Origin of the sequence: Microbacterium mcarthurae, assembly GCF_046064585.1 — a bacterium.
In the GTDB taxonomy this organism is placed as follows: Bacteria; Actinomycetota; Actinomycetes; order Actinomycetales; family Microbacteriaceae; genus Microbacterium; species Microbacterium mcarthurae.
The window spans coordinates 56,674-70,430 of record NZ_JAROCE010000005.1; the positions used below are offsets into that span (position 1 = coordinate 56,674).

Consider the following 13,757-nt stretch of genomic DNA (forward strand, 5'->3'; position numbering starts at 1 on the left):
TCAGACCGAGATCGCCTGACGCCTAGCTTTCGACTCCCGAATCAGAGCACCACACAGCAGGACCAGCGTGATCGGCCCGTTGAGGGTCAGCTTGATCGAGTTCCACGCGCACAGCAGCACTATGAGGTTGAGCCAGCCGGGGCCGCCGTTCTCGATCATTGTGACGCACCAGTAGGCGGCGAGCAGGTACGGGATCGCGAGAAGCATCGCGGGGATGCCCCAGCGCAGGCCCCGGCGCGTGCGGGTGGCGGCGATGAGGAGGTTGGTGGGCGCGTAGCTGAGGATGCCGTGGGTGCGGACGCTCGCCGCCCAGATGACCCGGAACATGGTCACAGTCCTTCCAGGGGTTCGGCGACAAGAACCTGAAAGGACCGCCCGTAGCCTGCGGGGTGGTCATACCGTCGCGGAGAGCGACAGCGCCAATATAGAGGCCGCCTCGTCCTCCACTGTACGACGGCCGCCGGACATCGAGAAGGGCACCGGACTCACAGCGCGCGGCGAACCGGCTCCCGTTCCAGCCAACGCTGCGGCTCCTCCCCCGCTCCCCGCACGAGGCTGCGTGCCCGGTCCAGGGCGGCCTTGGCTCGGGCGGCGTCGATCTTCTGCGCATCGTCCTCGGCGGCCGGGGTGCCGAGCGGAGTAGCCTCGGTGATGTCGTAGCGGTCGCGGTAGGCGGCGATGGTGCGTGCGAGGCGCCGCCAGGTCGCCGCGGTCTTGGCATCCTTCGGTGGCGCACCGAGCGCCTTGGTCCAGGTCTGCTTCTCGTTGAGGGCGGTGTCGAGGAGCGCGGTGGCGCGGGTCTCGATGAGGTCGCGGCGTTCGGTGAGCGCCTGCCGGAACTCGCCGCTCATGGTGCCGGTGGCTTCGGGGATGAGGCCGGCGATCAGGCGCGGTGCCTTACGAGCACGCCCCGAACCGGCTGGCCTCGCGGTGACGCGGGCGACGCGGTAGTGGAGGACGGCGGCGATGTCATCGGCATCCGTGAACCCGCGCGCCCGCACGAGGCGCGGCAGCAACGTCTCGATGTCGTGGTGGTTGGCCTCGGCGCGGCGGAGCTCGGCGGTCAGCGCTCCGAACGCCGGAGAGGCGATCGCGTCCTCGGCCTCCTCCTCGGTGAGACCGGATGCTCGGACCATGAGCGCCCACCTGTCCCGTTGCGCTGCGGCCGCCAGCGTCTCGTACTCGGCAGCGAGCTGGCCGATGTTCGCCCAGGCGTCTTGTTCGGTGGTGATGGTCTCGTGTGCGGAGAGCTCGGCACCGACGTGCTGGAGCACCCCGTGCAACACGCTTCGGGCGGTGGCCTCGGTATTGTCGCCCGGATGCGGCCCCTGGTGGGAGTCGTCGGGCTTGTCGATGGCGACGTAAGCGACGTTCGTCTGTCGTCCGCGGGTGAGCGCGACGTACAGGTTCTCCCTGGTCATGGCTGCGTCGACCAGCACGTGCGAGGTGTCGACCGTGATGCCTTGCGCCCGGTAGGAGGTCACGGCGTAGCCCAGGTCAAGATGCTCGGCGGCGTAGGCGGCGGGGATCACGACCGCGGCACCCCATTTGCGGTCGGCGCGGCGGAGGGTGAGGGAGCCGTCGACCTGGACCTCGGTGACCGTCCACCTGTCGCCGTTGCGCACCCAGCCTCTCCCGGCACGGAGCCGACGGTCGTTGCGCCGGGTGATGACGGTATCCCCGACCGCGGCATGAGTGCCGTCGTGCAGCTCGACTTCGCGGCGGGCGTCCACGGCGCCGTCGAGGATCAGGTCCGTGCGGGCGCGCTGGTTGAGCGCCTGGACGGATTCGTTCGAGTCGGAGACCAGCACTGTCGCCCGTCCGGCCTGCCGGTCGGCCCGCCAGGCGGCGTAGGCGGCATCGATCATCGTCTTCGTCTCACCGCCGTGGATGCGGTCGTGGTCCAGGTAGGTGTCGATGACCTCGACGTGGCCGTGGCGCAGGCCGAGCGAGGCGGTCTTTTCCCAATCGTTCGTGAACCTGTGCACGTCGACCAACTCGGGGGCATCCTCGCGGTCATGCACGAGCAGAGAGAACGCGCCGCCGGCATCGACGGACTGGAGCTGCGCGTAGTCGCCAACCAGCAGCACCTTCGCCCCAGCCTCGGCGGCGAGATTCGTGATGCGGTCCAGGGAGAGGGTGCCGGCCAGCGACGCTTCGTCCACGATCACGAGTTGATCTGCGCGGAAGGTGGCGCCGGTGCGTTGATGGACCTCCCACCATTTCGCGGTGTTCTCCGTCTGGATGCCGAGGTCATCGGCGAGGATCTGCGCGGCCACCGCAGACGGCGCGAGCCCGACCACACTGCCGGCGCCGTGCTCGTGCTCCCACGCACGCCGCAGCGCGGACATGGCCGTTGTCTTCCCCGCCCCAGCAGGGCCAACGAGGACATCGACGATGCGGCCCGAGACGGCGATCTTTGCCAGCGCGGCGGTCTGGTCGTCGCCGAGGGTGTGCCCCTTCCGATCCGGGCGGGCGGCGATCCGTTCGATCACCGCGAGGGGCACGGTCGGACCGGTGGTGGTGCGAGCGCGATCGAGGAGGCGGTCTTCGGCCGCCAGCAGCAGCTCGGAGGAGAACACGGTGGAGTGCTTCGGCCGGAACACGCTCGTGCCGTCCGGCCGCCGGAACGTCACCGGGCTCGACGCGAGTTCCGGTGGGGTGAGCCGGAGGGAGGCGGCCTCGGCGGCGTCCACGACCAGCCCGACGACCGCCTCTCGATCAACGGTTGAGGCGAAGCGGTAGCCCATCGTCCGCCGGGCAGCTTCGGCCGTGAGGTTCCAGCGTCGCCAGGTGGATCGCTTCTCGCCCATGACCTCCACGACCGACTGGCCGAGGGACGCGATCACGTCCAGCGGGATGTCGTCCGCTCGCAACAGCAACGGCGCCTCGTTCGCGGTCACGCCCCGCGCCCACGCGGTCGCATCCGTGCCGAGCAGCCAGCCGGCGCGCTCCCGCCATTCGGCGGTGAGGTCGGCGAGGGATCGGACCTGCTTGTCCGGTCTCGTGGTGAGGGTGGCTTGGGCGCGGAGCTTGATGATCGTCGCCGTCGAGGGTTGCCGGCCGTGCTTTTCGACGTACTCCGCGATGAGGCGGTTCTTCTCCATGTCGATGTGCCGGGAGCGGGAGGAGAACTCCGCCACCAGCTCCTCCGGCACCGCAGTCACCGCCCAGGCAGGGTTGCGGTCTCGCCCCATGCCGCGGGCCTCCCACTCCACGCCGAAAGCACGTGTCAGGTGGTCGGTGAACACTGCCTCGTGCAGCTCCGAGAGCGCGACCGTGGCGGCGTGCATCGGGCGCCCGTCCAGGGAGCGCCACTTGCCGTCGAGGACGGTCTGCACCTTGTTCGAGATGACGACGTGCGTGTGCAAATGCGGGTCACCCGCGCGAGAGTCGTAGTGATCGAACGCCGTGGCGACGAGACCCCGGACATCGACCTGTGCGACGGCTCCGTTGCAGGCGGTTGCGCCAGTGCGGGTAGCTGCAACCTCCCGCTCCATGAACGCAACCACCTCCGCAACCGCCGCATGATGCGCATCCGCGATCAACGCCTGCATCCCCGCATCCGCGACCGCCCACAACACGCTCGCGGACTTCGGGATCGAGAACGTGAAGTCATACCCCGCGACCGCGCGCCGCGTCCCGCGCGCAGCTTCCTCCGCCTCGATCTGCGCGACCGCCTCCGCGCGGGACACTGGACCGAGCATCGGGTCGAGGGCGGCGGCACGCTCTGAGATGCGCTCGGCCACGGTCTTGTAGGCGGGATAAGCAAGGCCGAGGGGTTCGCCGGTAACAGGGTGCCGGCCCATCCCCACCAGGAGCTGGAGCTGGGACTCAGACACTTGATCGCCCTCCACGACCATCCCACCGAGCGCGGCGACGCCCGCGCCGAGCCAGCGCCCTGGCGGGCTGCCCTCCTCTGCGTAGTAGCGGGTCAACGGTGTGGAGAGCGACCTGTCACCGTCCCCGGCGGCGACCGTGCGCAGCAGGTACTTGTAGCCGTCGCCGGCGCTCATCACGCGCATCGAGACCGTCACAGCACCTGCCTTCGCCACTTCTCTCATGAGGTGAGCGGATACCCACCGAAGCAGCGCGTCCGGCGCCCCGACGCACGCTGGAGCGCCAAGGCCCCGAGGGTCTGGAAACCGGGCTGCCCGAGCAATGCGTGCCTGGCTATCGTGAATGCATGATCTCCCGCTACCACCTGAAATGCCCCGGCTGCGAGGAGGTCTTCGTCGCACGGCTCGGGGTAGAGCCGACAAGCGGAACCCGGTTCTACCTTCCGTGCCCTCACTGTCGCTTGCCGATCCGAGGCTCCATGTCAGGAACGGAGCTCGAGAACCACAGGATCAATCTCGAATGCGAGGTGGTGAACGGCGCCGAACCGGACTTGCCAGGCGCTCGTGTCGTGACGATCAACCCGTTCGTGCCTTCGCTGTATGAGGCCGATTCGTTCGCTCCGAGCGGCGCCTTTCCGACGTTGACCCTCGCACGGATTCTCGGCGACCACGTGTTCACGGAGTTCGAGACGGAGAGGCATCAGGCACTCGACGCCGGACGACTCCTGTGGCCTCGGGTTCGGATGCTCTTCCAGTACTACCTTCAGGGCAACATGCAAATGTTCACGCGCATCGCAAAGGAGCAGTTCGGGCTCGACTGGGAGCCGAGCAAGGCGCATCAGCGAACGAGCGTCGCCTACCAGGCGATGGGCACGGTGACCACGATGATCGCGGGTACCACGGGCAACCACTCGGCCACGGTCATCGATCGCTTCGCCAGAAAGCACACTGCAGCGATGAATCGCAATGAGGAGCACCTCGTTGCCTTCCGGGAGCGGGGCAAGGAGTCGGCTGCGCTAGAACGAGACCTCTTCACCGAATTGAACCGCTTCGTCGAACGGCACGAGTCCTGGGAAATGGGACTGCTCGTCAGGTTCGTCGGGCCGGCAGAGCAGGCTGAGTTCGAGAACCTTGTGCTTTATCGAGACGAGTTCTCAACCGTCAGGGACCTCTACCAGCAAGGCTTCGAGCTTGCATCCAAATGCATCTGGCCGCTCGTCGCCGCGCAAAACACAGTGAAGCGCGGCACCCCCGATGACTTCGGGAGCGATCACCCCCAGAGTGTGCCGGCGAACAAGCAGGCTCGAAGCCTCACGCAGTTCGACAGGCTCGCAAATGCTCACAAGATCGCCTACGCGGCTCAGGTTCCGGGATGGGAGTCACTCGGGGAACTTCTGAACAACAAGCGCCGCAACGCGATCGGCCATGCCACGGCGCACCACGATCTCCAGACCGGCCGCGTTGTCAGCGACACGGACCCCTCTGGGATGAGCTACCTCGACTTCCTCGGACAGACACTGGGGGTCTTCGATGCATTGTCAACACTCGCACAAGTGCTTCGCGCCTGCCGAGTTGCAGCCTCACCCGACTTCGGCGTCGCATAGACCACGACCTGCAAGACGCGTGGCGACTCCGATGGCGGGCTGAGCGAGAGGCAGATCGGTGCCAGCCCGAGGGGCGGGAGTGGGTGTGCCTAGCAGTGTCGTCGGCGAGGCATCGACGGCGATTGAGCGGGGTCGTGCACCTGGCAGGTGATCAGCCCGGCGATGAGCTCCGTGAGGGGCTCGGGTCCGGGATCACCGAACTGCCGGAGCCCTCATGCACGACCACACCCCTTCCGGGGACCGTCGTCTGCGGGTCGGGTCGCTGTTCTCCGGATACGGCGGCCTTGACCTGGCCGTCGAGCACGTCTTCGACGCCGAGACGATCTGGTTCTCCGAGATCAACGAACCCGTCGCCCGTGTCTTCGCCCACCACTGGCCCGACGCGCCGAACCTGGGCGACGTCACCACCATCGACTGGCGCGACGTGCCACCGGTCGACATCCTCTGCGGCGGCTTTCCATGTCAGGACGTCTCGACCGTCGGTAAGCAGGCTGGCCTCGCGCCTGGCACCCGCTCCGGGCTCTGGTCGCACATGGCGGCCGCGATCGATGCGCTGCAACCGGAGTTCGTGGTGATCGAGAACGTCCGCGGCCTGCTCTCCGCACCGGCGGTCCGCAACCTCCCCGAAGGAGCAACCGATGCCCGAAGCAACCCCGCCACCGCACCCCCCGCCAGCGATGCGAGTGCAACCCTTCGCGAGATGGAACCCGACCCGTGGCATCTGGGAGACGATGCAGCCCGACCTCTCAGGGCGTTTGGCGCCGTGGCGGGAGACCTGGCCGACCTGCGGCGCGATGCGCGATGGATCGGCCTACCGGCATCCTCCACCGGCGCACCGCATCAAAGGTTCCGCGTCTTCGTCCTCGCCCACCGTCCTGTTCCGGACCCCGCTGGCCTCGGACTCCTCCCGCGGCGGCGAGAGCCTGGAACAGGTGCGATCCCGTCGGGGCACGATCGCGCTAAGCCATCAGATCATCGACCTCGCCCTACACGGACCGCATGGCTCGCCGACGCAGAGCGACGACTCGGAGACCCTGTGGTCGCTGATCGAGGACATCTTCACCGCTGGGGACACTACGCCCCAGCTATCGCCCGATGGGAACACATCACCGGCCGACCCGCCCCCGCACCAGCGCTCCTGAGCGAGGCGAAGGGGCCACGGCCCGCGCCAGAGTTCGTGGAGTGGCTGATGGGACTCGAACCAGGCTGGGTCACCAACCCGGATCATGGGCTCACCGACAATCAGCAACTCGCTGCCCTCGGCAACGGCGTCCTCCCGCTTCAGGCAGTTCAGGCCCTGGACACCATGTGGAGATAGTCACGGATCGCGAGGCCCATGTGCGGTATCTCCTTCGCTGGCGGCCTACCGACGACCCGCTTGGGCGTCCGATAGCTCAGACCGGTGGGCGGCGTGCAGACGCGAGACCCACTGGCGAACTGCAGCGGTCACGTCGATACCGGTGAGCGCAACAAGGTCATCGCCGAGGCAGTGGCCTACGACCAGGGGTTCGGAAGAGATCACGCGCGTATAGGAAGCGAGTGCTGGGTGGCCGGCTCCTGTGAGAGTGCGGCCGTGGATGCGTGCGGAGAAAGTGGAGGCCGGAAGGTAGGCGCCGGGGTCGTCGCCGTGGCCGAGGTCGTGAAGCAGCGTCTTGGCGGCGTGCGCGCCCTGTGCGGTGGCATCGTCCCAGTGATCGATGCGGTAGGAGCTGCGGCCGGGATAGTGGTGCACGGCGACGCCGCCTGCGGCGTAGATGCGTTGATCCGGGGCGGACAGGGTCCGCAGCCGGTTGTCAACGGCGATGCCGCCCGGGCCGGTCCACGGGGCTGGCGCGGCGGGGAGGGTGCCGTGGGCCACGATCGCGAGGTCGCCTTCGACCTTGGTGTCGTCGTCGAGCACGACGGTGATGTGGTCCGCATGGGTGCGGATTGCGCATACGTCGCGTCCCAGATGGACGGCGTGATGGTGCCGGTGCAGGTCGAGCAATTGACGAGCGGCGTCGTCACCGATGGCGCTGGCACCCGGCAGGGCCGAGCGGGCGATGAGGACGGTGTTGTGCCCAGCGTCGGTGAGCAGCGAGGCGGTCTCCGAGGCGACCAGGCCGCCGCCGAGGAATAGGACGCGTGCGGGGTCGGCGGTGGCGAGCAGGTCGCGCACGCGGATGGCATCGGTAAGGGAGTGCAGGGTCGTCAGCCGGCCGGCGCTGAGGGCTTGGTCGCGTCCTACGATCGTGTCGTCGAGCGGGCGAGGACGGCTGCCCGTGGCGACGATCAGCGCGTCGAAGGCCCGGTTGTTGCCGGAGTCGAGGTGGACACGACGGATGCGGGGGTCGATGCCGCGGACGGTGTACGCGCTGGTCTGGACTCCTATCGGGGGGAGGTTGGTCTGGTGAGGCTCGAGCAGTCCTATCGCCACACCCTTGTTGACCAGGGTTCGGTTGTGAGGCGTTTCGCCGTTGCGCGCGAATAGCTCGATATCGATGTCGACACCGTGGGCGCGCAGGGTCTTGACGGCGGAGACTCCAGCCGCACCTGCGCCGATGACCCCGACCGTGAGGCCGGTCATCGCGGGTCGGACGCGGCGCCGGCGGTGAAGGCGGGGATGAGGATCGCGTCGATGAACCACGGCGCGTCGTCGGGATCGAGGCGTCCGACGCGGACTTCCTCGGCTGCGCCGTTCATGACGACGTGAGTGGTGGTGAGCAGCCAGGTCACCGGCAGGTCGCTGCGGAACGCACCCTCGCGCTGGCCGCGCAGCAGCAGATCCCGCATGCGAGCCTCGGCCTTCTCGTGCATCTCCCGGATGCGGGCGGCGGGGAGCTCCTTCTGCGCGGCTGCCAGTAGGGCACGTGACTGGTCGACGAGCAACCAACTTGAGGCGACCAGGCGACGGAACGCCTCGCCCGCGTCGCCGTCCAGGGAGACCTCGCTCAGGACCTCCTCGCCGCGTTCGATGCTCTCGGCCAGGGCGGCGTCGATCAGCTCGGCTCGGTTCTGGAAGTGCCCGTACAGGGTCATTCGGCCCACGCCGGCCTCGGCGGCAATGTCGGCCACCGAGGCGTCGGGGTCCTTGCGGATCGCGGTCACGGTCGCGGCCAACATCTTCGCCCGGTTCCGCTGCGCGTCCGCACGCTGATTCGCCGCCCGCGGTGTGGTCGCGGCCGCACCGCGGGAGCCACTCCTGGTCGTGTCCTTCTTCGTTGGCATATGCCACCTCATAACTCGTACGGGAATGCATGAGATAGTGTAGCGGTTACAACCCGTACACCCCTGATTGAGTTAGGAGTCGCGATGACGACCAACGCTTCGCCCACGGACGCTGCGGGCACCCACACACGACGATGGCTGGCACTAGCCCTGTTGGGCACCGCGCAGTTCATGCTGATCCTGGACGTGACGGTCGTTGCGGTCGCCCTGCCGCAGATGACCATCGAGCTGGGCCTGTCGCGCGAGGCTGTGACCTGGGTGGTCGCCGCCTACACCCTCACCTTCGGCGGTCTGATGCTGCTGGGCGGGCGAAGCGCGGACCTGTTCGGGTCCAAGCCGATCGTCTACGCAGGACTGTTCGCGTTCACGGCAGGCTCGCTCCTGGCAGGCCTGGCCGAGAACGGAACGATCCTGCTGACGGGACGCGTCGTCCAAGGCCTCGGAGCGGCACTGCTCTCTCCGGCGGCCCTCTCGGTCGTGGTCCGCCTCTTCACCGGTGACGAGCGCAATCGCGCCCTGGGCATCTGGTCCGCGCTCGGCGGCGGTGGCGCCGCGGTCGGCGTGCTACTCGGCGGGCTGATCACCGCCGGGCCCGGGTGGCCGTGGGTGTTCTTCATCAACATCCCCGTCGGCCTCATCGTGCTGTTCGGACTGCTCCGCGTCCTACCGCCTCTGCCTCCAGCGCCCGGGCAGCGAGCCTCGCTCGACCTGCTCGGTGCCCTGCTCGTCACAGCGGCGACCGGGTCGGCGATCTACGCCTTGACGATCGCGGGCGAGGACGGCTGGACCAGCACACACACGCTGATCGGAGCTGGCGCGGCGGTCGTCCTGTACTTGCTGTTCGGGTGGAGACAGAAGGCCGCGGCCTCCCCACTGATGGACCTCGGCCTGCTGGTGCGACGTCCTGTGGGGGCCGGAGTGTTCGTCATCATGATCGCCACCGCGCTGATGGTCGCCGTATTCTTCCTCGGCACCTTCTCCTTCCAGCAGCACGCGGGCCACGGCCCCCTGGCCACCGGCCTGCTGTTCCTGCCGATCGCCGCAGCCACCATGACCGGAGCCAACCTCGGCGGGCGTCTCATCGGCCGAGTCGGGGCGCGCGCCCTCGGCGTCGCCGGGATGGCGTTTGCCGCGGTCGGGCTCGCGGTGCCCGCGCTGTGGCCCACCACCGTGGCAACCACGGTCGGCGTCAGTTTCGGCGCCCTCGGTATCGGCGCACTGTTCGTGGTCGCCTCGGCCACTGCTCTGGGGCAGATCGGCCCGGAGGAGGCGGGCATCGCGTCGGGCCTGCTGAGTACTTTCCACGAGTTCGGCGCCTCCATCGGCGTCGCGACGGTCTCCAGTCTCGCCGCGGTCAGCCTTGCGGCGGGAGGCGGCGAGTCGGGGTTCCAGCAAGCGTTCGGGTTCGCCGCCGCAGCGGCCGTCGTCGCCGCGGTGGTTTCCCTTGTCGCCATTCCGAGGCCTGCCAAGCCGCATGAGCGGGCGGCAGAACCTCATCATTGATCAATACCCCTTGGGGGTATATGGTCGAGGCGTACAAGTCGTACATAAGTGAAGGAGTTGAGCATCATGGCAACCACGACCGAGTACCAGGTGACCGGGATGACCTGCGGACACTGCGAGGGATCGGTGCGAGCTGAGGTCTCGCAGGTTCCGGGCGTGACCGGGGTGGAAGTCAGCGCCCAGACCGGGCAGCTGGCCGTGACCAGTGAGCAGCCGGTCGAGGATGCCGCGGTGATCGCGGCGGTCGATGAGGCCGGCTACACCGCGGTCAGGAGCTGAGATGAAGGCGCCTGCGCGGCTCGGCCTGTACGGCGCGGGGCTGGTGGCCGTGTTCGCCGTGGCGTTCGCCACGGCGGGCGCGGTCGTTCCCGCCGAGACCGTGCAGGCCTGGACGGAAGAGAGTGGCGAGCACGCCGCGCACGACGACGAGGAAGGAGACGACATGAACGGCGAGGGCGGACACACCGGCCACGACGCGGCGGCGTCGTCGCTGGGACTCGGCGTGGCACAGGACGGCTACCAGCTCACCGGCCTCAGCGCACCGAGCGCGACCGGCGCCGACGGTGAGCTGTCGCTGACGATCACCGGACCCGACGGGCAACCGGTGACCGACGTCGAGCTGGAACACGAGAAGGAGCTTCACCTGATCGTCGTGCGCGCCGACGGGCAGCAGTTCCGGCACGTGCACCCCGAGATGGACGCCGACGGCACCTGGTCGATTCCGTGGCAGTGGGACGCGGCCGGAACCTACCGGGTGTTCGCGGACTTCGTCCCCGGCCAGGGCGGGGAGGGCATCACGCTATCGACCACAGTGCAGGTGCCTGGCGACTTCGAAACCGTGGCAGCGGAGCCGACCGCGCAGACCTCGGTCGATGGGTTCGACGTCGCGGTGACCGGTGACCTCGTCGCGGGCGAGTCCTCGGCGCTGACCATGACCATCACCCGCGACGGTGAGCCGGTCACCGTTCTGGAGCCGTATTTGGGCGCGTTTGGGCACCTGGTCGCGCTGCGCGACGGCGACCTGGCCTACCTGCACGTCCATCCCCCCGGCGAGGCACCTCGGGCCGGGCAGGCGTCGGGTCCGGAGATCGTGTTCGAGGCCACCGCTCCCACCGCAGGCCGCTATCTGCTGTTCCTGGACTTCCAGGTCGACGGTCAGGTCCGCACCGCGTCGCTGGTGATCGATACCACCGGCGCCGATGGTGAAGGGGCCGCGCCCGGGCAGGACTCGGACACCGGCGAGGAGAACAGCGAGGACGAGGACCATGACCACTGACCAGACCAGCACCGCCGTCGCGGGGATCGAGCTGCAGATCGGTGGCATGACCTGCGCGTCGTGTGCGAACCGGATCGAGAAGAAACTGAACAAGCTCGACGGCATCACCGCGAGCGTGAACTACGCGACCGAGAAGGCCAGCGTCACTGCCCCCGGCGGCTATGACCCGCAGTTGCTGATCGCGGAGGTGGAGAAGACCGGCTACACCGCCGAGCTCCCCAAGCCCACCAAGGGCTCCGGCGAAGGCGCGGACGATGAGGGCGAGTCCCGTGAGGACGCCGAGCTGCGTGTCCTGCGCCAGCGGCTCATCGGCTCAGCGGTGCTCGCTGTCCCGGTGATCGCGATGGCGATGATCCCGGCGCTGCAGTTCGACTACTGGGGCTTCGCTTCCCTGGCTCTGGCCGCACCGGTGGTGGTGTGGGCCGGGTGGCCGTTCCACAAGGCCGCCTGGATGAACCTGCGCCACGGTGCCGCCACGATGGACACCCTCATCTCCGTGGGCACCACCGCGGCGATGATCTGGTCGATCATCGCGCTGTTCTTCGGCACCGCCGGTGACCGCGGCGTGGTCCACCCGTTTGAGTTCACGATCTCACGCTCCGACGGCCTCGGGCACATCTATCTGGAGGTCGCCGCGGGGGTGATTACGTTCATCCTGCTCGGCCGGTACTTCGAGAAGCGCTCCAAGCGCCGCGCCGGAGCCGCGCTGCGTGCCCTGCTCGAACTCGGCGCGAAGGAGGTCTCCGTCCTCCGCAACGGCAAGGAAGAGCGGATCTCCATCGAGGAGCTGCGTGTCGGGGACGAGTTCGTCGTCCGGCCTGGTGAGAAGATCGCCACCGACGGCACCATCACCTCCGGCAGCTCCGCGATCGACGCGTCCATGCTCACCGGAGAGTCCGTGCCCGTCGAGGTCGGCGAAGGAGATGCCGTCACCGGCGCGACCGTCAACGCCGGCGGACGCCTCGTTGTCCGCGCCACCCGGGTCGGTTCGGACACCCAGCTGGCGCAGATGGCCAAGCTCGTCGAGGACGCCCAGTCGGGCAAGGCCGAGATCCAGCGCCTCGCCGACCGCGTCTCCGGGGTGTTCGTCCCCATCGCCATCGCGATCGCGGTGGCCGCCCTCGGTGCCTGGATCGGCGCAGGGTTCCCGCTCTCGGCCGGGTTCACTGCCGCGGTTGCGGTGCTGATCATCGCCTGCCCCTGCGCTCTCGGTCTCGCCACCCCGACCGCACTGCTGGTCGGGACCGGCCGCGGTGCCCAGATGGGTGTGCTCATCAAGGGCCCGGAGGTGCTGGAGTCCACCAAGCGGGTCGACACGATCGTGCTGGACAAGACCGGCACCGTCACCACCGGCAAGATGACCCTCACCGACGTGATCACCACAGGCGGCACCGACCGGGCCGAGTTGCTGCGCCTGGCCGGGGGCCTGGAGGACTACTCCGAGCACCCGATCGCCCAAGCCATCGCTGCCGGCGCCACCTCCGAGGTCGGCGACCTGCCCACCCCGGAGTCGTTCGAGAACGTCGAAGGCAAGGGCGTCCAGGGCGTCGTCGACGGCCACGCCGTGCTCGCCGGACGCGAGTCGCTGCTCGCTGAGTGGTCCCAGCACCTCGACGACGACCTCAAGACTGCCAAGCAGGCCGCCGAGGCCGAGGGCAAGACCGCGATCACGGTCGGCTGGGACGGCGCCGCGCGCGGCGTGCTCGTGGTTTCCGACCAGATCAAGCCCACGTCCGCCGAGGCGGTCCGCCAGTTCACCGAGCTGGGGCTGACGCCGGTGCTGCTGACCGGCGACAACCAGACGGTGGCCGAGCAGGTCGCCGCTGAGGTCGGCATCACCGAGGTGATCGCCGAGGTGCTCCCGAAGGACAAGGTCGACGTCGTCGCCCGCTTCCAGGACGAGGGCAAGGTCGTCGCGATGGTCGGCGACGGCGTCAACGACGCCCCCGCCCTGGCCCAGGCCGACCTCGGACTGGCCATGGGCACCGGCACCGACGTCGCCATCGAGGCCGCCGACATCACCCTCGTGCGCGGTGACCTGCGCGCCGCGGCCGACGCGATCCGGCTCGCGCGCCGCACCCTTCGGACGATCAAGACGAACCTGTTCTGGGCCTTCGCCTACAACACCGCCGCCATCCCGCTGGCCGCGTTCGGGCTGCTCAACCCCATGCTCGCCGGCGCCGCGATGGCGCTGTCCAGCGTGTTCGTCGTCTCCAACAGCCTGCGACTGCGCACGTTCAAGGCCAAAGCCGACAACGAGACCGCGCCAACCGGCGGCGCTCCTGCACCGGCACGCGAACCCGCGAACGCCTGAACCGCCCGTTCCAT

The 13,757-nt window shown here is 68.7% G+C and carries 10 protein-coding genes; 6 read left to right on the forward strand and 4 right to left on the reverse strand.

Annotation, left to right across the window (positions count from 1 at the left end; all coding sequences use genetic code 11):
* Positions 1-327: a sulfate permease gene (locus P5G46_RS14120; protein ID WP_408905917.1), complete on the reverse strand. Its 327-nt coding sequence runs from the start codon at positions 325-327 to the stop codon at positions 1-3.
* A gap of 158 nt (positions 328-485) precedes the next feature.
* Entirely contained in the window at positions 486-4,025 is a 3,540-nt protein-coding gene (mobF, locus tag P5G46_RS14125) for a MobF family relaxase (RefSeq protein ID WP_408905954.1), read from the reverse strand.
* Positions 4,026-4,186: 161 nt separating this feature from the next.
* On the opposite strand from mobF, the gene P5G46_RS14130 reads away from it, so the two are divergent.
* Both P5G46_RS14130 and P5G46_RS14135 read left to right on the forward strand, forming a co-directional pair.
* Entirely contained in the window at positions 4,187-5,443 is a 1,257-nt protein-coding gene (locus P5G46_RS14130) for a hypothetical protein (RefSeq protein WP_408905918.1), read from the forward strand.
* A gap of 214 nt (positions 5,444-5,657) precedes the next feature.
* The gene (locus tag P5G46_RS14135; protein WP_408905919.1) at positions 5,658-6,761 is read left to right on the forward strand and encodes a DNA (cytosine-5-)-methyltransferase; all 1,104 of its coding nucleotides are present in this window, start codon (positions 5,658-5,660) and stop codon (positions 6,759-6,761) included.
* A 45-nt stretch (positions 6,762-6,806) separates the two neighbouring features.
* On the opposite strand, the gene P5G46_RS14140 is transcribed toward P5G46_RS14135, so the two are convergent.
* Together P5G46_RS14140 and P5G46_RS14145 are read right to left on the reverse strand one after the other, a co-directional pair.
* Positions 6,807-8,009 carry an FAD-dependent oxidoreductase gene (locus tag P5G46_RS14140; RefSeq protein ID WP_408905920.1) on the reverse strand — a complete coding sequence of 401 codons (1,203 nt, stop codon included), beginning with the start codon at positions 8,007-8,009 and terminating at the stop codon, positions 6,807-6,809.
* Positions 8,006-8,545, reverse strand: coding sequence for a TetR/AcrR family transcriptional regulator (locus P5G46_RS14145; protein WP_408905921.1), 540 nt, complete (start codon positions 8,543-8,545; stop codon positions 8,006-8,008). The genes P5G46_RS14140 and P5G46_RS14145 overlap by 4 nt, the downstream gene beginning before the upstream one ends.
* A 189-nt stretch (positions 8,546-8,734) precedes the next feature.
* Here P5G46_RS14145 and P5G46_RS14150 point away from each other — a divergent pair, with 189 nt between their 5' ends.
* The 4 genes from P5G46_RS14150 (at position 8,735) to P5G46_RS14165 (ending at position 13,743) form a co-directional block, all read left to right on the forward strand.
* On the forward strand, positions 8,735-10,153 hold the full coding sequence (locus tag P5G46_RS14150) for an MFS transporter (protein WP_408905922.1): 1,419 nt from the start codon (positions 8,735-8,737) through the stop codon (positions 10,151-10,153).
* A gap of 66 nt (positions 10,154-10,219) precedes the next feature.
* On the forward strand, positions 10,220-10,432 hold the full coding sequence (locus P5G46_RS14155) for a heavy-metal-associated domain-containing protein (RefSeq protein WP_408905923.1): 213 nt from the start codon (positions 10,220-10,222) through the stop codon (positions 10,430-10,432).
* 1 nt (position 10,433) lies between these two features.
* On the forward strand, positions 10,434-11,429 hold the full coding sequence (locus tag P5G46_RS14160) for a heavy-metal-associated domain-containing protein (RefSeq protein ID WP_408905924.1): 996 nt from the start codon (positions 10,434-10,436) through the stop codon (positions 11,427-11,429).
* Positions 11,419-13,743: a heavy metal translocating P-type ATPase gene (locus P5G46_RS14165; protein ID WP_408905925.1), complete on the forward strand. Its 2,325-nt coding sequence runs from the start codon at positions 11,419-11,421 to the stop codon at positions 13,741-13,743. Before P5G46_RS14160 ends, P5G46_RS14165 begins: the two co-directional genes overlap by 11 nt.
* The last annotated feature ends 14 nt before the right edge of the window (positions 13,744-13,757 follow it).

Coding starts and splice junctions, on each gene's coding strand:
- P5G46_RS14120 (WP_408905917.1), bottom strand. CDS start 327: ATGTTCCGGGTCATCTGGGCGGCGAGCGTCCGCACCCACGGCATCCTC.
- mobF (WP_408905954.1), bottom strand. CDS start 4,025: ATGCGCGTGATGAGCGCCGGCGACGGCTACAAGTACCTGCTGCGCACG.
- P5G46_RS14130 (WP_408905918.1), top strand. CDS start 4,187: ATGATCTCCCGCTACCACCTGAAATGCCCCGGCTGCGAGGAGGTCTTC.
- P5G46_RS14135 (WP_408905919.1), top strand. CDS start 5,658: ATGCACGACCACACCCCTTCCGGGGACCGTCGTCTGCGGGTCGGGTCG.
- P5G46_RS14140 (WP_408905920.1), bottom strand. CDS start 8,009: ATGACCGGCCTCACGGTCGGGGTCATCGGCGCAGGTGCGGCTGGAGTC.
- P5G46_RS14145 (WP_408905921.1), bottom strand. CDS start 8,545: ATGTTGGCCGCGACCGTGACCGCGATCCGCAAGGACCCCGACGCCTCG.
- P5G46_RS14150 (WP_408905922.1), top strand. CDS start 8,735: ATGACGACCAACGCTTCGCCCACGGACGCTGCGGGCACCCACACACGA.
- P5G46_RS14155 (WP_408905923.1), top strand. CDS start 10,220: ATGGCAACCACGACCGAGTACCAGGTGACCGGGATGACCTGCGGACAC.
- P5G46_RS14160 (WP_408905924.1), top strand. CDS start 10,434: ATGAAGGCGCCTGCGCGGCTCGGCCTGTACGGCGCGGGGCTGGTGGCC.
- P5G46_RS14165 (WP_408905925.1), top strand. CDS start 11,419: ATGACCACTGACCAGACCAGCACCGCCGTCGCGGGGATCGAGCTGCAG.